Source organism: Burkholderia sp. Bp8992 (assembly GCF_003853705.1).
Lineage (GTDB): Bacteria > Pseudomonadota > Gammaproteobacteria > Burkholderiales > Burkholderiaceae > Burkholderia.
The window spans coordinates 137,520-157,678 of record NZ_QTQI01000011.1 but is presented as its reverse complement, the minus strand read 5'-3'; the positions used below and the strand labels follow the sequence as shown (position 1 = coordinate 157,678).

The window sequence follows — 20,159 nt, the reverse complement described above, 5'->3', positions numbered from 1 at the left end:
AGCCCCTTCTACGTTACTGGCAACGACTCGATCCCATCTCGGACATTTTCGAGAAGCTCGACAGCCGAGGCGCGCTTGGACCAACGGTGAGCGAGAGCTGTGGTTCGCCTCGTTGATGCTGCGTTTTGACACCCTATATGGGTATTCGTCGTCGCTCCCGGGCCATCGACAGGCGCCGGACGCCATATCACCGCACGAGCTGGAGCGATGGCAGGGTGTCGAATGGCCCGAACCGAACCGGTAGTTGGCAATCTCCGCGGCCAGCAGCTCGGAAAAATGCTCCTCGAGACATTCATTTTTGTAGAAAAATCAATAACGTAGGTCGAGATGCGGCGGATTTTTCACGAATCCCGGCCAACCCTCTGTATCACACGCCGACGCACCGGCACGACCATCACGGCGATCACTGGCCACACTGCGAGCTGACGATGCCGCTCGGGAATGCGACGCGGTTCGCCGATGTCGACATGGATGCGCTGGTTGCGTTCGGTCAGGCACTCGGGCTCAGGGACAAGGCGGCCGCGAGCGAACTGCAGCGCTTTCTCGAACCACTCGATCGTCACGTCGAGCAGACGCTCGATGATGTGCGGCACATCGCGCACCCGGACGCCGGGGAAATGCGGTTGCTGAATTCGATCGCCGCGATACCGATCGCGGAAATGGGGCGCGCGCTGCGGCAGACGCGCGGATAGGCTGCCGCGCGCGGGTGTCGCGCCGTTGCCGATACCCGCGAGCGCCCTCTCCCCGCCGAACCTCAGGCCTGCTCTGAGCCGCTTCGCTTGGCGGGAGCATGCTTGCCCTGGTCATAGCGTGCCCGGTTGTTCTCGATCTCTTCGAGATGCTCTCCCGCCCACGCACCCAGTGCGCGAACCGGCACCGCCAGGGCTTGTCCGAGCGGCGTCAGCGCATATTCGACTTGCGGCGGCACCGTCGGGTAGACCGTGCGGCTGACCATGCCGTCACGCTCGAGCGCCTTGAGGGTACGCGTGAGCATCTGCTGCGAGATGCCGCCGACCGTCCGCTTGATCTCGTTGAAGCGGTGTGGCCGCTCGACCAGCACCCTGACGATCATCACCGTCCATTTGTCGCCGACGATTGCGAGCACCTTGCCGACTTCATGGCAGCGGGTGCTGACGCCCGGTTGGGCAGGCATATCCATCTGACCTAGTCCTAAAAATGTGCGTTCTTGGCGTATCGCCTCCAGTTACATAGCATAGTGCCGATCGCAAATCCACACCGGAGGTATCCAGTGAACCTGCTTCATCTCGATTCCAGCATCATGGGCGCGAACTCCGCCAGTCGCTTGTTGTCTGCCGCCATCGTCGAGCGGATCGTCGAATCAAATGACGCGGTGAATGTCACCTATCGCGATCTTGCCAGCGAAACGCCCCCGCATCTGTCCTTCGACGCGTTCATGGCGCTCGACGCCGGCAAGGACGTGCAGCAGTTTCTCGACACCGACGTCGTGGTGATCGGGGCGGGCTTCTACAATTTTTCGGTTCCCACCCAGCTCAAGGCCTGGATCGATCATATTGTCGTGCGCGGCAAGACTTTCGCGCGCGGCGAGAACGGGCCGATCGGTCTCGCCCAGGGCAAGCGCGTGTTCGTCGCGCTGGCGCGCGGCAATGTTTACAGCGAGGGATCCCCGTATCAGGCGTTCGAGCACGCCGAGACCCTGCTTCGCTCGGTGTTCACGTTCATGGGCGTCTCGGATATCGAGTTCATCGTCGCTGAAGGGCTCGGGCGCAGCGAGGAGGTACGCCACGCGTCGATCGAGAGTGCGCTTGAGAAAGTGCGCAAGCTCTCTCCGAAAGCTGCGGCTTCGGCTACACCCGGCGCTTGAGAGCACGGGCGCGAATACACGGCATATCCGGATTTCGCGCCCCCTGGTTTAGATGCGTTTCGGCATCAAGCTGCCGAATCCTGCATGGCACTTCGCTGTATCGACAAGGCTGCGACAACCGATCAGCCGGAACAGTCCATCGCCACCATCAATCTTCCTTCATGCCGAATCGCGTTAGGGAGCAGGCGTCAGGATAAGTATTCTTATCACAATACATCCATTTAAAAACGAAACCCGCCAATGCATGATTCGTCGCACCGCGCGCGACGCATTGCCGAAACACGGGAACCATGCACCGCGCCGGCTCGTTACCCGCCGGTATGCCGCAATTCGCCGTCGATATGCTGCGGCAGCTTCAGCAGGTTGAAGATCGGGCAGACGGCTTCGACCGCTTGATGCAACGCACGGATGACCTCCGGCGGCTCGGGTGACGCGATGTCCAGCGTATAGCGGATGTTGTGCGGGAAGACCGGGACATGCTCGAACCCCGGCTGCTGGGCGAGCGGATGCTGGTCGCCGGTCACCTCGACTGCGATCGAGTCGATCTTCAGGCCGCGCTCCGCAGCCTGGATCAGCGTGATATGCGTGAGGCAGCTGCCGAGCACGCCGAGTTGCAGTTCGGGCGACGCGGGCCCGAGGTTATAGCCCGCGAAGTCGGGCGGACTGTCGCTGATCACCTGGAAATCGCGAATCCGGATCTCGCGCACGCCGCTGCGGCCGAGCGCGCGTACGGTCGCCTTCAGCGGCGTCGCCTTGAAATCGGGATCGTTGCGTGCCGCCTGCTGCTTCGCGTGCCACGCGGTGCGTTTCTGGGCGAGATAGTCGTTCAGGGTCGTCATGGTCGGGTCATCGGTAGGCGACGCGCGGAAGGAGGATCGCGTCGCAGCGTTCAAAGGCGATCAGTCGATCGCCGGAATCCATGCGGCCGTCGCGGCATCGCTCGCGCGGAACGCCGGAAACTTCGCGCCGAGCTCGGCGACGGTGCGAATGTCGTTTTTCACGAGATCGTCGCGCGTGATCAGCGTCGGCTTGACCGCGATGCGCGCGCCCGGGTTCTGGCCGGCGACGAGCAGCGCCGCGGCGCGCACGGACACGGCGCCGACGACCGCGGGATTGGTCGCGGCCGTCGCGACCCATGCGCTGTTCGGCGCGCGGATGGCCTCGATGTCGGCCGTCGAGATGTCCGCGCTGTAGATGCGGACTTTCGACGACAGCCTGGCCTCGTCCGCCGCAAGCTTCGCGCCGCGCGCAAACTCGTCGTAAGGCGCGAACACGACGCGGATGTCCGGGTTCGCGCGATAGGCCGCCGCCGCCTGATTCGCGACCGATTGTGCGATCGGATTGTCGACGGTGCCCCAGCGCGCCTTTTCCTGAACCTTCGGGTGTGCGCGCTTGAAATCCCGCCACGCCGCATCGCGCCGGTCGAGCGGCGCGAATCCGGCCACGTAGACGTAACCTGCCGCGAACGCGTCGCCGTTGTCCTTGACGGCCTGATCCAGCAGCAGGTTCGCCAGGTCGCGATCGTTCTGCTCGATCTGCGGCACCTTCGGATTGGCGAGGTCGACGTCGAACGCGACGACCTTGATGCCCTTGTCGAGTGCGCGCTGAACGACGTCCTTCAGCGACTCGGGCAAGCCGTGATTGACGATGATCGCGGACACGCCGATGCTGATCGCCTGCTGAATCTGCTCGCGCTGCTCGGCCGCATCCTGCCGGCCTTCGTAGATGCGCAGATCCACGCCGAGCGCACGCGCCTGCTTCTGCGCGCCGGCTTCGTAAGCCTGGAAGAAGTCGCCGGTCGACAGGTAGTTGACGAGCGCGATCTTCACGCCGCCCTTGTCGAACGGCGCCGGCGCGCCCTTGAGCGGGCCGGCCTGCACCGCGGGCGTCCCCAGCACGAGCGCGGCACCCAGGACGAATGCGCCGACCTTCAGGTCGATACGCGAGTTTCGGCGAAGCAACGATTGCATGGCGTGTCTCTCTCCCCATCGAACGATATCGGCCCAATCTATCAGTGCGACGCACCAACGCAAACCGACCGATTCGGCAATGGTTATTACTCTGGATAACAAACCGTCCGGAACCGGCTAGCCGGCGAACCGATGAACGCTGCCGCACCCGCGCCGCGTGTCGCGCCGCCCGCCATCACGCGCGGGCATCCGCTCGGCGACCGATGCCGAACGTGAACGCAAGCGCCAGCACCAGCAACACGCCCTTGATGAAATCCTGCATGTAGTAAGGCGCGTTCAACATCGTCAGCCCGTTGAGCAGCACGCCGACGAACACTGCCCCGACGACCGTGCCGAAGACGTTGGGCCGCTTCGCGCCCCACACGGCATACCCGATCAGCGCGGCGGCCACCGCGTCGAGCAGCAGCGAGTGCCCCGCGCTCACGTCGCCGCGGCCGACCCGCGCGGCGATCAGCATGCCGCCCAGCGACGCGATCGCGCCCGACGCGACATACGCGGCGACACGGTAGCGCGCAGCCGGCGCGCCGGCCAGCCGTGCCGCCGTTTCGTTGCCGCCGATCGCGTAGATCACGCGGCCCCAGCGGGTCGCCTCCATCGTGACGCAGGCCAGCACCGTCACGGCCGCGAGCATCAGCACCGGCAACGGTACGACGTCGAACACGCGCAGCCGGCCAAGCGCGAGAAAGGCGGCGGGAAACACGCCCGTCGCATCCGTGCCGTCGGGCAGCACCGAGCCGGTCGCGAGCGAACGGCCACCGGTCGGGATCAACTGCAATCCGGCCAGCAGGAACAGCGTGCCGAGCGTCGCGAGCTGATCGGGCACGCGCAACCGCGTAATCAGCAAGCCGTTGAACAACCCGGCGGCCACGCCGAGCACGATGCACGCGATCACGGCCGCCAGCGCGCTGCCGTGCCAGACGACCAGCACGTAGCTCGCGGCCATCTGCGCGGTCGCGGCCACGCTGCCGACTGACAGGTCGAAGCCGCCGGCCGCGAGCGTGACGGTCACGCCGATGCCGAGCAACGCGACGATCGACACGGCCTGCAGGATGCTGAACAGATTGTCGAGGTTCAGGAAGGCGGGCTCCCTGAGCCCGAACACCGTCACGAGCGCGGCCAGCACGAGCAGGATGCCCGTGCGTTCGAGTGCATCGCGGATGCGTGCCGGCGCGGGGCGCCGCCGTTCGCCGGGCGACGCGGGCTGCAAGACGGAAGGAGGAACGGATTTCATGAGGTAGCTGGCTCGACGGAAGAAGTCGGATGCAGGCGATCGAGCGTGGCGCGATCGAACCGCACGATGCGATCGGCGATCTCGGCGGCTTCCTCGAGATCGCTGACGAATACGATCGTCGCGCGCTCGGGCGCGTGACGCCTCAGCGTATCGACGATATCGGCACGCGCCCCCGCATCGATACCCTGAAACGGCTCGTCGAGCAGCAACAGCCGCGCGGGCTCGGCGTGCCAGCGCGCGAGCACGACCTTCTGCTGATTGCCGCCGGACAGGCGGGCCACGCGATCGTCCGGGCCCGTGCAGCGAATGCCGAACCGGGCGATCGCCGCCGCCGCGGCCGCGCGTTCGCGCGAGCGACGCACCGCGCCGCTCGTGAACCAGCGCGACAGGAACGGAAAGCCGATCGTGCCCGCGATCGATGCAAACGGCACGCCGTCGGGAAACAACGAGGTACGCCAGCGATCTTCGCCGGCCAGGAATACGCCGGCGCGAATCGCGTCGGCCGGCGAACGCGGCCGCCATGGCCGGCCGTCGAGCGTCATCTCGCCGGCCGCCGCGCGCACCGCGCCGAAGATCGTATTGGCGAAGCGCGACTTGCCGCCGCCAACCGGGCCCGCGATCGCGACGATCTCGCCGCGCCGGACATCGAGGTCGAACGGGGCACTGGTGGGCGTCAGCCGGATCTGCCGCGCACTGAAGCCCGGGCCGGACCCGGATTGCCCGTCGCGAACCGGCACCGATGCACGTGCGCGCGGCAACGCGCGTCCGATCATCGTTTCCACCGCGGCATCGAAATCCACCGGCGCGGCCAGATCGGCGACGATCCTGCCATCGCGAACGATCGCCACGCGATCGGCGATGCGACGCAAATCGCCGAGTCGATGCGACACCAGCAGGATCGCGACGCCGTCGCGGCGCAGCGCGTCCACCAGCACGAACAGCCGCTCGGCCTCCGGCGCGGACAGGCTGGCGGTCGGCTCGTCGAGAATCAGCAACGACGGCTGCCCGGCGAGCGCGCGCGCCAGGGTCACACGCTGCTGGTCCGCCAGCGACAGCGAGGCCAGCGGCGCCGCGAGGTCGACGTCGAGCCCGACTCGCTCGGCGAGCGGCCGCGCCGCGGCGCGCCGCGCGGCCGGCGGCACGCGCCAGGCCGACGCCGGATCGCACAGCCGGTCCAGCAACAGGTTGTCGGCAATCGACAGCGTCGGCACGACGGCATCGGCAACCGACTGGTGCACGGTCGCGACGCCGAGCCGCTTGGCGGCATGCGGCGACGCCGGTCGATACGGTTCGCCGCGCAGCGCCAGCGTGCCGCCATCCGGGCGCAGCGCGCCGCTCAGGATCTTGACGAAGGTCGACTTGCCCGCACCGTTCGCGCCCATCAACGCGACGACCTCGCCTGCGTCGATCGACAGGTGCAGCGCCGACAGCGCGACGGTCGCGTCGAAGCGCTTCGCGATGCCCGCGGCGCTCAGGACGGGTGTCGGCATGAAGCAATCCGGCCGGTCGTCACGAATGGCGGCCGCATCCCGTCCGCAGCTTCCGGTTTCGCCGGTATCGGTACGTCGTGGTTCATGTCACGCGACTCCCTGTCGTTCGTTTCGCCGTGGCCGACGCACGGTCCGTCGCCCGGCACATCGCTCACCCGGCGCCCGTTCATGCCGTCGCCGTCTCGCGCCGCAGCGCCGGCAGTTCCAGGTTCGCGCGGAAATCGCCGCCCACATAGTCGGTGTCGAGCAGATCGCGGCGCCGCAACTCGGGCAGCAAGCCATTGAGCAGCAAGTCTTCCTGGTCGGGCTGGCCGAGCCCGTGCAGCGACAGCACGTCGACGAGCCCCGCGCGATAGCGCAATTCGATCGCATCGGCGAGTTGCTCCGGCGTGCCGGCCGCGAACCAGTGGCCGGTCTCCTGCGCGCGGACGATCAGCTCGCGCAGCGTCAGCCGCTGGCGTGCGTAGCCGACGAAGATCGCGACCCGCCCGCGCCGGCGATGCACGCTGTCGATCGCCGGCAACAGCGAGTCCGGCAACGGCCGGTCGAGCGGCAGGCCGCGCAGGTCGACATTGCCGCCGAGCATGTCGGCGAGCTTCAGCCTGCCTTGTTCGTAGTCGATTCGTTCATGCTTGTCGCGCAACCGCCGTGCGACATCGGCATCGGATTCGCCGATCACCGAATGAAACGAATTCATCACGAGCGGCAGCCGGTTGCCGCGACCGAATGCGACCGCCTGCCGGTGCAGCTCGGAGACGAATATGCGGGCATCGTCGAGCGTCGGCTGCGACGTATAGACGACTTCGGCGTATCGCGCACCGAGCGTCACGCCGCTCGCCGACTGCCCTGCCTGGAACAGCACTGGCCGCCGTTGCGGCGAGGGCGGCACGTTCAGCGGCCCCTGGACCTGAAAGTGCGCGCCACGGTAGTCGATCGGGCCGAGCCTGAGCGGATCGACCGAAATGCCGCCGCCCTGCCCGCGCCGCACCGCATCCGGATCGTTCGCGTCGAACAGCGCGTTGACGACTTCGACGAATTCGGCCGCGCGTGCGTAGCGTCGCTCCGGGTCGGGCAATGCCGCGTCACCGAAGTTTTCCTCGCCGACCGACGACGTGACCGCATTCCATGCGGCGCGGCCGCCGCTCACGTGATCGAGCGTGCCGATCAGGCGCGCGAGATTGTAGGGATGGTGATACGTCGTCGACACGGTCGCGACGAGCCCGATGGCCGACGTCGCCTGGCTCAGCGCCGCCAGCGCGACGATGGGCTCCTGGCTGCCCGTGCTGCCGGCGAGACCCGCCGTATCGGCCTGCAGGAGGTCGGCGGTAAAGAGGCCCGTGATCTTCTCGGCTTCCGCCTTGCGTGCGAGCGACGCCGCACGCCGCACGCCCTGTGCAACCTCCGCGTCGCCGGGCGCGTACAGCACGCTTGCCGCGCCGACGAGCGTCTTCAGCCGTCTGCGGGCGCGGCTCATGACGCGGCCCCGGTGGGCGCGCCCGTGCGTGCGGTGCGCACCATGCGTCGTTCGCCATGGTCGTTCATCTGCAATCCTCGTGATTCCGTCGGTTCGGGCAACGCATGTCGGCATCACGATGGCGAGCGCACTCGCGTCGAATCGTCCGGCAGGCTCCAGGCACGCGCCGCGAGGCGCGCAGCCAACGACCATAACGCAAGCCCCCCGGTCGGCCGGAACGAATATTTTCGGCTTTCGATATTCTTCTTGATTGTTTGACCGCGCGAACGTCGGCGAAAAATAATTCTGCATGCCTAACCCGTTGATCAGGCCGCTTCGACCCGCGCCGATCGCCTCATCATGACGTTCGACGCCATCCCTTCCGATTCCGCGCTGTCCGCGTTGCCGTTCCGCCTGAGCGTGCTCGACAAGAGCCCCGTTGCGCCCGGAGAAAGCGCCGCCGACGCGCTGGCGCGCAGCGTATCGCTCGCGCGCTTCGCCGATGCCGCCGGCTATCACCGCTACTGGCTCGCCGAGCATCACAACACGGCCGCGCTCGCGTGCCCGTCGCCGGAGATCCTGATCGCACACGTGCTCGCACACACGCAGCGCATCCGTGTCGGGTCGGGCGGCGTGATGCTGCAGCACTACAGTCCGTACAAGATCGCGGAAAACTTCAACCTGCTCGCGTCGCTCGCGCCGGGCCGCGTCGATCTCGGCATCGGCAAGGCGCCGGGCGGGCTGCCGCTGTCGACGCGCGCGCTGCAGGACGGCTACGATCCGGCGCGGCGCGCGTCCTTCGCCGATCTGGCCGACACGCTGAACCGTCATCTTCAGGGAGCCGCCGCGACCGCCGATGCGGCCGGGCAGGATGCCGGCGCACTGCACGCGACGCCGCACCCGCCGGTCCCCGCCCAAGCGTTCCTGCTCGGCGCCAGCGCGGAAAGTGCCGCGCTCGCGGCACGGCTCGGCTGGGCGTTCGTTTATGCATCGCATCTCAACGCATCCGTCGCGGATCTGGAACATGCGTTCGACGCATACCGTCGCGCGTCGGGCAACCGCACGCCGCTGCTTGCGGTCTCCGTGATCGTCGCGGCAACCCGCGACGCGGCGGCTCGACTGGCGAGCGGGCATCAGGGCTTTCGCGTGCAGGTGGGCGACACGCCCGCCGTCAACGTCGGCAGCCTCGAACAGGCGCATGCCTACATCCGCCAGGCCGGTGGCGGCCCGCACCGGATCGACCCGCGCGAAACGCGAATCGTGCACGGCACGCGCGACGACGTGCTGCGCGAACTCGACGCATTGCACCGCCGTCACGGAATTGCCGAATTCGTCGTCGACACGCCGGTCGCCGATGCCGCACCGCGGATTGCGTCGCTGCAATTGCTGGCCGGCGCGCGCGCCGACGACCACGACGCGGCGGCGTCACGCGGGCGGCCGGATGCGCGAAACGAGAACCCGCGCCCCGTCACCCGCCAACCGGACTTCGAGAGCTCGGCGCGATGACCGATACGATCCGCATCGCCGGCGCCGACGACGTGCCGGCTGTCTATGCGTTGCTGCAGGACGCATACGCGCCGCTGGTCGCGCAAGGCGTGCACTTCAACATCACCCGCTCGCCGATCGGTCTCGTCGCGCAGACGATCGTTCGCGAAACGACGTTCGTGCTCGAACGGGCAACCGACGACGGCCGCACCGCGCTCGCCGCGACACTGACCGTGCGGTTCCCGTGGGTATCCGGCGAACCCGGCCGCACGCCGTATCCGTTCCTGCACTGGTTCGCGGTCGCACCCGCGTTCAAGCGTCAAGGCCTCGGTCAGGCCCTGATCGAGCACGTCGAATCGCGGTTCCTGGCCGCGCAGGTGAAGGCCCCCGCGACCTATCTCGCGACCGCGACCAACCATCCGTGGCTGCAGCCGTATTACGAGCGCCACGGCTACGTCGCATTCGACCGCTCGACGAATACGCTCGGCACGCCGCTCGTGTGGTTGCGGAAGATCCTGATCCCGGATCTCTATCGCGATCCGCCGGCGGTCGAGGCCGCCGGGAACGGTGCACGCGTCCGCGCAAGCGCGTGACGCACGGCCCGTCGCGCCGAACCCTCCTGCCATCCCTATCGTGAAAGGCTTCCCAGCATGACATTCGCATTTCCGGATTCCGCCCGCTTCGTGTCGCGCCGCACCGCGCCGGCGGCGCTCGTGCTCGCACTCGCGTTGCCGCACGCCGCGTTCGCGCAGGGCACGCCCGTCTCGGGCGGCACGCTGACCTGGGGCGTCGAAACGGAGCCCCGCACGCTGAACCCGCAACTGAACGGCCAGGACAAGGTCGAGTTGCTGCTGCGCAATGCGTACGAGAGCCTGCTCGTGCAGAAACCCGACGGCAGCTACGTCCCGTGGCTCGCGACCGGCTACAAGGTGTCCGCCGACGGCAAGACCTATACGTTCACGCTGCGCGACGGCGTGAAGTTTACCGACGGCGCGCCGTTCGACGCGAAGGCCGTGGCGCGCAACTTCCTGAACGCACGCGAGCTGTCGTATGCGGCCGGCAGCCAGCTCGCGCGGCTGAGCTCGCATGTCGCCGACGTCAAGACGCCGGACGAGCGCACGGTCGTCATCACGCTCGACGCACCGTATGCGCCGTTCCTGACGTTCGCCGGCCGGCTGCCGCTGCTGTCGCCCAACGCGTTCGACCGGCCCGGCCTGAAATCGGGCGGCACCGACATCGCGGGCACTGGCCCGTTCATCCTGCGCCGCTACGTGAAGGGGCAGGAAATCGAATTCGCGAAGAACCCCGACTATCGCTGGGCGCCGCCGACGGCCGGCCACCAGGGGCCCGCCTACCTGGACCGGATCGTCTACCGGTTTCTGCCCGAATCGTCGGTGCGCACCGGCGCGCTGCTGTCCGGTCAGGTCGACGTGATCGAGGGCGTGTCGGGCAACGACGCCGCGCTGATCCGCAAGAACGCCGATTTCACCTACCGCCGCGCACTCAACACCGGTACGCCCTACTCGCTGTTCCTGAACGTCGCCTATGGCCCCACGCAGGACGTGAAGGTACGCCGCGCGCTGCTCGAGGGCCTCGACACGACCGGCATCGTGCAATCGATCTACCGCGGCGAACGCACGCGCGCGTGGGGGATCACGTCGCCGATCGACCCGTTCTACGACGCCACGATCGAACGGTCCTACGGCAACAATCCGAAACTCGCGAATCAGTTGCTGGACGAAGCCGGCTGGGGCACGCGCGACAGCGGCGGCTACCGCACGAAGAACGGCGAGCGGCTGACGATCGCGGTGATCCAGGCACAGGCGACGGTGCGCGACCAGCGCGACGTGCTGCTGCAGGCGCTGCAAGCGCAGGCGCGGCAACGACTCGGCATCGACCTGAAGATCCAGTACGTCGACGACGGGACGTACGTCGAGGCACGCAAGAGCGGCAAGTTCGGGTCGATCGCGAACTCGAACACGCCGCCGGACGGGATCGACATCGAAGGACATTACCTGCCGGTCGACCGCGGCGGTGCGCTGAACTACAGCCGCGCGTCGGCCCCCGAGCTGACGCGCTGGCTGCAGGCGGCCGCACGCACGCAGAACGTGGCGGAGCGCAAGAAGCTGTACGGCGAACTGCAGCGCTTCGCGATCAACGAGCAGGCGTACGCGGTGCCGCTGTATGAGCCCGAAGACCAGATCGCCGCCGCGAAGACGGTCCAGGGGTTGCGCTTCCGCTCGTTCGCGCAGATGCCCGAGAACCCGTACGACGTGTGGGTGAAGAAGTAGGCCGGCGCGCGCCGATCCGACTGGAGAATTCGACCATGAACCGTTCGTCGTCCACGCCCCTCGCCGTTTCGGACACGCCGCCGGCGGCATGGCGCCGCTGGTTGCGTTCGCCGATCGCGACGCGGCTCGCCACTGGCGCACTCGTGCTGTGGGCCGCGGTCACGCTGTCGTTCGCGGCCGTCCATCTCGCGCCGGGCGACATCGTCGGCATCCTGATCGGCGAGCAGCTGAGCACGCCGGAGATCGAAGCGGCCATCCGCCGGGAATGGGGACTCGACGAACCGCTTGCGCTGCAGTACCTGCATTACCTGTGGCGCGTGCTGCACGGCGAGTTCGGCCGCTCGTACATCCTGAACACCGACGTCGCGCCGCTCGTGCTCGGCCAGCTGTGGCCGACCCTGAAACTGACGGGCGCGGCGCTCGTCGTGACGATCGGGTTCGCCGTCGGCCTCGCGGTGCTGACGGCCGGCCGCCGCTGGGCCGGGCGCGTCGCGTCCGGCGTCGAGCTGCTGCTCGCGTCGACGCCGTCGTTCTGGCTCGGCATCATGCTGCTGTTCGTGTTCAGTTTCACGCTGAAGCTGTTCCCGGTGGCCGGCGATCGCGGCTTCGCGTCGCTCGTGCTGCCCGCGCTGTCGCTCGGGCTGGCACAGGGCGCGGTGATCGGCCGCGTATTGCGGCAAGGCATCGAGCGGGCGCTCGACGAGCCGTACGCGCTGACGGTGCGTTCGTGGGGCGTCGGCGGGCTTGCGCTGCGCGTGCGTCATGCGCTGCGCCACGCGGCGCTGCCGGCCGTCACGCTCGCCGGCTGGCTCGTCGGCGGCTTGCTGAGCGGCGCGGTGATTACCGAGCAGGTGTTCGGCCGTCCGGGGCTCGGCAAGGTGACGGTCGACGCGGTGCTGTCGCGGGACATGCCGGTGATCCTGGCGATCGCGATCCTGTCGGCCGCCATCTATGTCGCGCTCAGTACCGCCGTCGACCTGCTGTACCTGCTGATCGATCCCCGCCTGCGCGACCGCCGCGCAGCGCATTGAACCGGAGGCACCGATGTCCGTTCCCGTCGATCTCGCGCTGCACGCACCGGCGACGTCCCGCGCGGCCGGCTGGCTGCGCCGCCACCCCGGCCTCGCGCTCGCGGCCGTCTACCTGCTGCTGAACGCGGTCGCCGTCGTCGCACCCGGCTGGCTCGCACGCTACGATCCGCTGGCGGCCGACCCGCTGTCCGCGCAGCTCGGCAGCAGCGCCGAGCACTGGCTCGGCACCGACCAGCTCGGCCGCGACATTTTTTCGCGCGTCGTGCATGGCGCCCGCTACTCGCTGTCGATCAGCGCGGCGGCGATCGGCGTCGCGACGCTGTTCGGCACCGCGCTCGGGCTGTTCGCCGGCCTCGCGCGCGGCTGGCTCGACGAGCTGATCACGCGCCTGCTCGATGTCGTGTCCGCGTTCCCCGACCTGCTGCTCGCGCTGATGCTGATCTCGTTCACCGGCCCTGGCGCGACCAACCTCGTGTTCGCGCTCGGCGTCGCATCGGTGCCGCGCTTCGCACGCGTGGTGCGTGCGCAGACCTTCGTCGTCGCGGCGTCGGGCCATGTCGAGCATGCGTGCACGCTCGGCCTCGCGCCGGCGGTGCTGGTATGGCGGCACGTGTTGCCGCATGCGATTGCACAGGTGCCGGTACTCGCGACGATCGGGCTGGGCACCGCGATCATCGGCACGTCGGGACTGAGCTTCCTCGGCATGGGGCCGCAGCCGCCCGCCGCGGAATGGGGGTTGATGCTCGCCGAAGGCCGCAACTACCTGTACAACGCGTGGTGGATCGCGGTATGGCCGGGCCTCGCGATCACCGCGGCCGTCATCGCCGTGAATGCGCTCGGCGGCTACTGGCAGACGCGCTTCGAGCGCCGGGAGGCCGCATGAGCACCCGTGAAAACGTTTCGCGCGCGACGAGCGCCGCCGTGCCACTGGTCCGCATCGAGCGCCTGACGATCGGGTTTCGCGGCCCGCAGGGGACGCGCGCCGTCGTCGGCCCGCTCGACCTTGCCGTGCATGCCGGCGAATGCGTCGCGCTCGTCGGCGAGTCGGGCTCCGGCAAGTCCGTCACCGCACGCAGCCTCGTCGGGTTGAACGGCCCGCGTGCCGTGATCGAGGCCGCGTGCTTCGAGATCGGCGGCGCGGACACGCGCGGCCACCGGGAACGCGACTGGCGCGCCATACGCGGCCGCCGGATCGGCTACGTGCTGCAGGACGCGCTGGTGTCGCTCGACCCGCTGTGGCGCGTGCGCGACCTCGTGGCGGAGGCGTTGCACGACACGCGCCGGCGCGACGTCGCGGCGCGCAGCGCCGAGCTGCTGCGCGCGGTCGGCATCGACGACCCCGAGCGGCGGCTGCCGCAGTATCCGCATCAGCTGTCGGGCGGCTTGCGGCAGCGCGTGCTGATCGGCACCGCGATCGCGGGCGGCGCGTCGCTGCTGATTGCCGACGAGCCGACCACCGCGCTCGACATGACCGTGCAACGCCAGATCCTGACGCTGCTGCGTGCGCGGCGCGACGCCGGCGACGCGATACTGCTGATCAGCCACGACCTCGCGGTCGTCGCGGACCTGGCCGACCGCGTGCTCGTGATGCGCGCCGGCCAGGTCGTCGAGCAAGGGCCGGCACGCGACGTGCTGAGCACGCCGGCGCATCCGTACACGCGCGAGCTGCTCGCCGCGATTCCCACCGCCGCATCGCGCGGGTTTCGGCTCGCGACCACCGCACGCGTTCCGCTGCCGCCGAAGCATATCGATGCGCACGCACCGGTACTGGCCGTCGACGCGCTGACGAAGCGCTATGGCGGACGCGACGCGCCGGCCGCGGTCGACGACGTATCGTTCTCCCTTTCGCGAGGCGAGACGCTCGGCATCGTCGGCGAATCCGGTTCCGGAAAATCCACGGTCGCGCGAATCGTGCTCGGGCTCGTCGAGCCCGACAGCGGCACCGTCGTGCTCGACGGCCAGCCGTGGAACGGCGTACCGGAAGCCGCACGACGCGCCCGTCGTGCGCGGCTGCAGTTGATTGCACAAGACCCTTACAGCTCGTTCGACCCGCGCTACTCGGTCGGCCAGATCATCGGCGAAAGCCTCGATGTGCTCGGTATCCACGGTGACGCACGCCGGCGCCGCGTGCTGCAGCTGCTCGACGAAGTGCAGCTCGGTGCCGCCTGCCTCGACCGCTACCCGCGCGAATTGTCCGGGGGCCAGCGGCAGCGCGTCGCGATCGCGCGCGCATTCGCATCGAACCCGGCGCTGCTCGTCGCGGACGAGCCGGTCAGCGCGCTCGACGTGTCGATCCAGGCCCAGGTGCTCGATCTGCTCGCCGATCTGCAGGCCGAACACGGCACCGCGATGCTGTTCATCTCGCACGACCTCGGCGTGGTCCATCACGTGGCCGACCGGATTCTCGTGATGCGGCGCGGCCGCGTGGTCGAGAGCGGCCCCGTCGGGCAGGTCTTCGATGCGCCGTCGCACCCGTACACCGTCTCGCTCCTCGATGCGCTGCCGACGCTGCCCGCTGCGTACGCGGCACCGACGCTCGCCGCGCTCGCATGAGCGTTCCCGGGCGCCGACGCGCGCGTCAGCGACCGATCGGCAACCCGGTCGGTTCGATCCAGCCGAGCTTGTACGCGATCAGCAGCGACAGAAACAGCGTGACCGACAGCCCGACGCGGGCGGCGAGCGACCACGCCATCCGCTTGGACTTGCCGCGATCGTGATTCATGAAATACAGCGCGAAGATGAGGCTCGCGATGATCATCGCGAATGCCACGGAGACCAGCAGGGTTTTCATTGCTGTTGCCTTTGAAGATCCGAATCGGCCTGAATGAGTTCGGCCAGTTTATTCCGTTCGTCGGCGACGCCGCCGACGCCTGATGCGGGCCAGTCCAGCGCGACACCGTTGCCCAGCGAATCGCGCACGAGCGTCTGGTAGCGCCGGTCGTTGATCCGGCCATGGTCCATGGCGTCCGAGATCTCGTGCCGGAACGGCAGCGGGAAACTCGCGTACGCGCGCGACAGCGCCGCATATTGTCTCGCATCGATCTCTTTCGACGATGGTATGACGGTCCAGAGCACCACGGCCACGATGGCCGTGAACGGAATCGCCGTGTAGCGGAGAATGAACTTGATCGGGGTCATGACGCGGTAAGTCGAAGGGAGCGCGGCCGCGAAGCCGCAGGCAGGCCGTACCGTTCGCATTGTACTGGCAGCCCCATGAGGCTAACAGAGTATGATAATGACATTATCATGTTCATCACATGAATCGACAGACCCGGCCTTCGGCGCAGGCGGCGTGCCCGCCCTGCCGCCGGGCGCCGGTCTTCATGTCCGTGCCCGCGATCCGCGGCGATTGAGCGAAGCCCCTATGCCAGCGCAGTACTTTCGAAACCTGACGGGAAAACACCGCAGCGCGACCGCAAATCGCCAGCTCGGGTTTTCGCTGGCGTTCGTCGCCGGCGCGGCCAATGCCGGCGGCTTTCTCGCGGTCAAGCAATACACGTCGCACATGAGCGGCATCGTGTCCGCGATCGCCGACCAGACGGCACTCGGCGACGTTCGGCTGGCACTGGCCGGCATCAGCTCGCTGGGCTCGTTCCTAATCGGCGCCAGCTGCTCGGCGATCCTCGTCAACTGGGGGCGCCGCCGCGGCCTGCAGAGCCAGTTCATGCTGCCGCTGCTGGTGGAGGCCGCACTGCTGCTCCTGTTCGGGCTGCTCGGCAGCCATCTCGCGCTGTGGGAAACCTTCTTCGTGCCGGTGACCGTGACGCTGCTGTGTTTCATCATGGGGCTGCAGAACGCGACGATCACGAAGCTGTCGGGCGCGGAGATCCGCACGACGCACATGACGGGCATCGTGACCGACCTCGGCATCGAACTCGGGAAGCTGTTCTACTGGAACCGGTCGGCCGTCGACGTCGACGCGCATGCGGTGATCGCCAACCGCTCGAAGCTCAGGATTCACGCGACGATGCTCGCGTCGTTCTTCGTCGGCGGGCTGGCCGGCGCGATCGGCTTCAAGCATGTCGGCTACGTGTCGACGGTGCCGCTCGCGGCGGTGCTCGTGCTGCTCGCGATCGTACCCGTGATCGACGACCTGCTCGCGTTGCGCCGCAGCAGCCGCTGATCGGCGCGGAGAACCGTCATTCCGGCGGCGGCACCGAAGTCGGATCGATTATAATTTGATTAACATACCGACCACGCTCGCCTCGTCATGGAAACGAAAACCGCCCGCCTGACCGTCCTGATCGACCCCGCGAAGAAAGAAGCCTTCGAAATGCTCTGCGCGGAGCAGGATCTCACGCCGTCGCAAGTCGTGCGGCAGTTGATCCGCGAATATCTCGACCGGCACGGTGTCACGTACAAGACCAAGAGCACGCTCGGCAAGCGCGTGAAGTAAGCGCGGCCGCGCTCACGCACCGCTCACACACCCGTTACGCGCCGATTTCCCAGCGCCCTTGCGATTGCGCGCGCCGCACCAGCCGCTGCGGATCGACGCTCTCCCCTGCCTTCATGCGCCTCGCCGTAGCCGCCAGCTTGAGCGTGCCGGCCTGCGCGCACGCGAGCGCGCGTTCGAGCAGGACCCGCAATGACGGCAGCCGGTTGTCGTTCTTCCATGCGAACGCGACGAAGTTGTTGTCGTCACCGCACGGTACCAGCGCATACGACGCACCGAATACCGCCCGCAACTGCTCGACGTGTTGCGGCAGCGCCGGATCGTCGTCCATCAGGTTGATCGCCAGCACGCCGGTTTCGCCCAGGCGCGCGCGGCACGCGTCGAGGAATGCCGCGCCCGTGCACCGGCCCGGCGTGCCGTCGGCGATGAACGCGTCGTGCAGGATCACGTCCGTCCGGACGTCCGCCCGGTTCACATGATCCGCGGCGTCGGCGCATAGCACCGCGAACCGCGCGTCATCGGCAGGAATCCTGAAGACATCGCGCAATGCGATCACGTCCGGATTGATCTCGACCGCGTCGATCGCCGCACCGGGCAGGTGCCGGTAGCAGTACTTGGCGAGCGAGCCGCCGCCGAGCCCGAGCATGCAGATGTGCGCCGGCTCGGGCTGCAGCAGCAGGAAGCCCATCATCACGCGCGTGTAGCCAAGCTCGAGCCGGACCGGATCGCGCAGCGACATGAAGCTCTGCGTGCCGAAATGATCGAAGTGCAGCGACAGCGCGTGCCGCGTCTCCAGCACGAACGGCCGGCCGTCGTTCAGCGGCGTCGCCAGGAATTTGACGAACGCGTCGTAGGAAGCTCGATCGTCGATCATGGCCGGGCAATCGGACGGAAATGGACGGGCACGCGGATGCTCAGACCTTCTTCAGGTAGCAGGCCTTCAGCATGAAGCCGCCCATGTCGGTCTTGCAATCGACTTCGTGATCGCCGCCGACGAGCCGGATGCTCTTCACCTTGGTGCCCATCTTCAGCGTGATCGATGAACCCTTCACGCGCAAGTCCTTGATCAGCACGACCGAATCGCCGTCCGACAACACGTTGCCGTTCGCATCCTTGACGACGTCGCCCGCGGGTTCGTCGCCCGCTTCGGCGCCGGCACCGGCCGACCATTCATGGCCGCAGTCGGCGCAAACGGTCAGCGTGCCGTCCGGGTAAGTGTTTTCCATCGCGCATTGCGGGCAGGCGGGGGCGGCGTTCATTGCAGCTTCCATTCGGGAGGAGTCGGGTCGATCGAAAAAATGCCGGGCGGGCAGGTTGCGCGCCCGGGCGGCCATGCGGCCGGGACACGCCGGCCGGCGGAGCGGCAGGCCGGCATCGGCGCACACGGCATTATAATGCAATACACATGTTCTGACCGATGCATTATAATCCTCGACTTCGCGACATTCCGCGAACTTGAAGGCAGCTTTACCGAGGTTGCCGGCATGTTCGCACCGGATCGTGCGCCGCGGCCCTGCGGGAAACCGCGACAGCGCGGCCCGACGGCGCACGCGGTACACGTCCCGGCACTGCATTTCACGCGGCCCGCTGCGTGGCCGGCCCGGCGCCGCGCACCGATTCCGCCCCCGTCCGGAGGATTTCCAGCATCGTGGCAACCGTTGTATACGTTCAGGTCGGCCCCGCGTGGAACCGCAATCGCGGCGCCGCCGCCCGCGACGCAATCGTCGACGCAGCGCGCCGCTTCGAAAGCGACATCCAGCTGATCGCGAACGGGATCAGCGGAAACGCGAAGGACGGCGCGGCCATCGCGTCGTTGCAGGTACACGGCGGCACGTCGGCCCAGGTGCTGGCCACCGGGCCCGACGAAGAAGCGGCGCTGCACGCGCTGCTGCCGTTGCTCCAGGCGTGCTGATGCTTGTGCCGCCAGTCTCGCGGCGTTGCGCCGCCCACCCCGAATCTCCACTCCCCGAGGAAGCGATGAGCGATACCGACATGTCCACCACCCCCAACCTGTCCGCCTCCGCCATCTGGGCGCTCGAACGCCTCGCCGACGTCCGCTACGGACGCGATGCGCCGGCGCTCGGCTGGTCGATCGCGCGGGAGCTCGTCAGCGCCGGATTCGTCAGCCATCCCGTGCACGGACGCTCCGGCGCATCGATCACGGCCGAAGGGCGGACGTTCCTGAAAAGCCGGAAGTAGATCGCCCGCGGCGCTTGCGAGCGGCCGGGCGGCAAAGGCGATCGAATGCCGGTGACGGCCGCACGCGACTCAACGGCGGCAATGCGCGCGGGTATGCATGCCGTCCGCTTCGCCGCGAAACGGCGACAGTGCAATGCCGGCATCGTCGCCCAGGGGTTTTGATATGATTTCGGCGCCTTGACGGCGCGGTTGTTCTGTTCAACCCTGTTCCGGAAAATTCGATGCCGCCCATCTCTTCCCCACCCGTTCTCGACACGCCCCGCCTCGTCCTCGAAGGCCATCCGCTCGGCGACTTCGACGCGCTCGCCGCGATGTGGGCCGAACCGGAGGTCGTCGCACACATCTTCAATGGCGAACCGTCCGCGCCGCGCGATTCGTGGATGCGCATGCTCGCGTATCGCGGCCTGTGGCCGCTGCTCGGCTACGGCTACTGGGCGATTCGCGAGAAGGCATCGGGGCGCTATGTCGGCGATCTCGGCTTCGCGGATTTCCACCGGAACATCGAGCCGTCGGTGCGCGGCGTGCCGGAAGCCGGCTGGGCGCTCGCGACCTGGGCGCGCGGCAAGGGCTACGCGACCGAGGCACTCGCGGCCGCACTGGCGTGGCTCGATGGGCAGCAGCGCTTCGAGCGCAGCGTGTGCCTGATCGCGCCGACGAATGTCGCGTCGATCCGCGTGGCGGAGAAAGCCGGCTACGGCGAACCGGAACGCATCCGTTTCAACGACGCCGATTCGTTGCTGTTCTCGCGCAAAAGCCGATAGGCGCAGGCGCCG

At 67.9% G+C, this 20,159-nt stretch carries 22 protein-coding genes and 1 pseudogene; 13 read left to right on the top strand and 10 right to left on the bottom strand.

The window, feature by feature from the left end; genetic code table 11:
* Positions 1-362: 362 nt before the first annotated feature.
* Positions 363-692 (top strand): annotated as a pseudogene (locus DIE03_RS18150) (type II toxin-antitoxin system HipA family toxin); the annotation flags it as partial.
* 62 nt (positions 693-754) lie between these two features.
* Here the strand turns inward: DIE03_RS18150 and DIE03_RS18145 are convergent.
* Positions 755-1,159, bottom strand: a complete 405-nt coding sequence (locus DIE03_RS18145; protein ID WP_124452668.1) for a helix-turn-helix domain-containing protein — start codon at positions 1,157-1,159, stop codon at positions 755-757.
* A gap of 90 nt (positions 1,160-1,249) precedes the next feature.
* Between DIE03_RS18145 and DIE03_RS18140 the strand changes: the two genes are divergently transcribed.
* Entirely contained in the window at positions 1,250-1,843 is a 594-nt protein-coding gene (locus tag DIE03_RS18140; protein ID WP_124452666.1) for an FMN-dependent NADH-azoreductase, read from the top strand.
* A 308-nt stretch (positions 1,844-2,151) separates the two neighbouring features.
* Here DIE03_RS18140 and DIE03_RS18135 read toward each other — a convergent pair whose 3' ends face one another.
* The 5 genes from DIE03_RS18135 to DIE03_RS18115 all read right to left on the bottom strand — a co-directional run bounded on the left by DIE03_RS18135 (position 2,152) and on the right by DIE03_RS18115 (position 8,008).
* Complete coding sequence (locus DIE03_RS18135) at positions 2,152-2,682, bottom strand: OsmC family protein (protein ID WP_124452664.1); 531 nt, start codon at positions 2,680-2,682, stop codon at positions 2,152-2,154.
* A gap of 60 nt (positions 2,683-2,742) precedes the next feature.
* Positions 2,743-3,813: a substrate-binding domain-containing protein gene (locus DIE03_RS18130; protein WP_124452661.1), complete on the bottom strand. Its 1,071-nt coding sequence runs from the start codon at positions 3,811-3,813 to the stop codon at positions 2,743-2,745.
* Positions 3,814-3,988: 175 nt separating this feature from the next.
* Positions 3,989-5,044, bottom strand: a complete 1,056-nt coding sequence (locus tag DIE03_RS18125; protein WP_124452659.1) for an ABC transporter permease — start codon at positions 5,042-5,044, stop codon at positions 3,989-3,991.
* A complete protein-coding gene (locus DIE03_RS18120) occupies positions 5,041-6,534 on the bottom strand; it encodes a sugar ABC transporter ATP-binding protein (RefSeq protein WP_124452657.1) in 1,494 nt (497 codons plus the stop codon). The genes DIE03_RS18125 and DIE03_RS18120 overlap by 4 nt, the downstream gene beginning before the upstream one ends.
* 166 nt (positions 6,535-6,700) lie before the next feature.
* Positions 6,701-8,008, bottom strand: coding sequence for an NtaA/DmoA family FMN-dependent monooxygenase (locus DIE03_RS18115; protein ID WP_124452655.1), 1,308 nt, complete (start codon positions 8,006-8,008; stop codon positions 6,701-6,703).
* 339 nt (positions 8,009-8,347) lie between these two features.
* Between DIE03_RS18115 and DIE03_RS18110 the strand changes: the two genes are divergently transcribed.
* From DIE03_RS18110 to DIE03_RS18085, 6 genes are read left to right on the top strand one after another with little or no spacing between them, the layout of a single operon-like run.
* Entirely contained in the window at positions 8,348-9,493 is a 1,146-nt protein-coding gene (locus DIE03_RS18110; protein ID WP_124452653.1) for an MsnO8 family LLM class oxidoreductase, read from the top strand.
* Entirely contained in the window at positions 9,490-10,065 is a 576-nt protein-coding gene (locus DIE03_RS18105; RefSeq protein WP_124452651.1) for a GNAT family N-acetyltransferase, read from the top strand. The genes DIE03_RS18110 and DIE03_RS18105 overlap by 4 nt, the downstream gene beginning before the upstream one ends.
* Before the next feature lie 57 nt (positions 10,066-10,122).
* Positions 10,123-11,763, top strand: a complete 1,641-nt coding sequence (locus DIE03_RS18100) for an ABC transporter substrate-binding protein (RefSeq protein ID WP_124452649.1) — start codon at positions 10,123-10,125, stop codon at positions 11,761-11,763.
* A 35-nt stretch (positions 11,764-11,798) separates the two neighbouring features.
* Positions 11,799-12,794, top strand: coding sequence for an ABC transporter permease (locus DIE03_RS18095; protein WP_124452648.1), 996 nt, complete (start codon positions 11,799-11,801; stop codon positions 12,792-12,794).
* 13 nt (positions 12,795-12,807) lie between these two features.
* The gene (locus tag DIE03_RS18090) at positions 12,808-13,677 is read left to right on the top strand and encodes an ABC transporter permease (RefSeq protein WP_124452646.1); all 870 of its coding nucleotides are present in this window, start codon (positions 12,808-12,810) and stop codon (positions 13,675-13,677) included.
* On the top strand, positions 13,674-15,347 hold the full coding sequence (locus DIE03_RS18085) for an ABC transporter ATP-binding protein (protein WP_124452644.1): 1,674 nt from the start codon (positions 13,674-13,676) through the stop codon (positions 15,345-15,347). Before DIE03_RS18090 ends, DIE03_RS18085 begins: the two co-directional genes overlap by 4 nt.
* Before the next feature lie 25 nt (positions 15,348-15,372).
* Here DIE03_RS18085 and DIE03_RS18080 read toward each other — a convergent pair whose 3' ends face one another.
* Together DIE03_RS18080 and DIE03_RS18075 are read right to left on the bottom strand one after the other, a co-directional pair.
* Positions 15,373-15,585, bottom strand: a complete 213-nt coding sequence (locus DIE03_RS18080) for a twin transmembrane helix small protein (RefSeq protein WP_006489184.1) — start codon at positions 15,583-15,585, stop codon at positions 15,373-15,375.
* Positions 15,582-15,932 (bottom strand): hypothetical protein, encoded by a 351-nt coding sequence (locus DIE03_RS18075; protein ID WP_124452642.1) that lies wholly within the window; start codon positions 15,930-15,932, stop codon positions 15,582-15,584. Before DIE03_RS18075 ends, DIE03_RS18080 begins: the two co-directional genes overlap by 4 nt.
* Before the next feature lie 226 nt (positions 15,933-16,158).
* Between DIE03_RS18075 and DIE03_RS18070 the strand changes: the two genes are divergently transcribed.
* The gene (locus tag DIE03_RS18070) at positions 16,159-16,917 is read left to right on the top strand and encodes a YoaK family protein (protein WP_124452640.1); all 759 of its coding nucleotides are present in this window, start codon (positions 16,159-16,161) and stop codon (positions 16,915-16,917) included.
* Positions 16,918-17,004: 87 nt separating this feature from the next.
* Complete coding sequence (locus DIE03_RS18065) at positions 17,005-17,190, top strand: ribbon-helix-helix protein, CopG family (RefSeq protein ID WP_124452638.1); 186 nt, start codon at positions 17,005-17,007, stop codon at positions 17,188-17,190.
* Positions 17,191-17,224: 34 nt separating this feature from the next.
* On the opposite strand, the gene DIE03_RS18060 is transcribed toward DIE03_RS18065, so the two are convergent.
* Together DIE03_RS18060 and DIE03_RS18055 are read right to left on the bottom strand one after the other, a co-directional pair.
* Entirely contained in the window at positions 17,225-18,061 is an 837-nt protein-coding gene (locus DIE03_RS18060; RefSeq protein WP_124452636.1) for a spermidine synthase, read from the bottom strand.
* A gap of 40 nt (positions 18,062-18,101) precedes the next feature.
* Complete coding sequence (locus DIE03_RS18055) at positions 18,102-18,446, bottom strand: zinc ribbon domain-containing protein YjdM (RefSeq protein ID WP_031401187.1); 345 nt, start codon at positions 18,444-18,446, stop codon at positions 18,102-18,104.
* Positions 18,447-18,835: 389 nt separating this feature from the next.
* Here DIE03_RS18055 and DIE03_RS18050 point away from each other — a divergent pair, with 389 nt between their 5' ends.
* From DIE03_RS18050 to DIE03_RS18040, 3 genes are all read left to right on the top strand, one after another.
* Positions 18,836-19,099, top strand: coding sequence for an HPr family phosphocarrier protein (locus DIE03_RS18050; protein ID WP_124452634.1), 264 nt, complete (start codon positions 18,836-18,838; stop codon positions 19,097-19,099).
* Between the two features lie 65 nt (positions 19,100-19,164).
* Positions 19,165-19,386 carry a hypothetical protein gene (locus DIE03_RS18045; RefSeq protein ID WP_124452632.1) on the top strand — a complete coding sequence of 74 codons (222 nt, stop codon included), beginning with the start codon at positions 19,165-19,167 and terminating at the stop codon, positions 19,384-19,386.
* 221 nt (positions 19,387-19,607) lie between these two features.
* Complete coding sequence (locus DIE03_RS18040; RefSeq protein WP_124452630.1) at positions 19,608-20,147, top strand: GNAT family N-acetyltransferase; 540 nt, start codon at positions 19,608-19,610, stop codon at positions 20,145-20,147.
* The last annotated feature ends 12 nt before the right edge of the window (positions 20,148-20,159 follow it).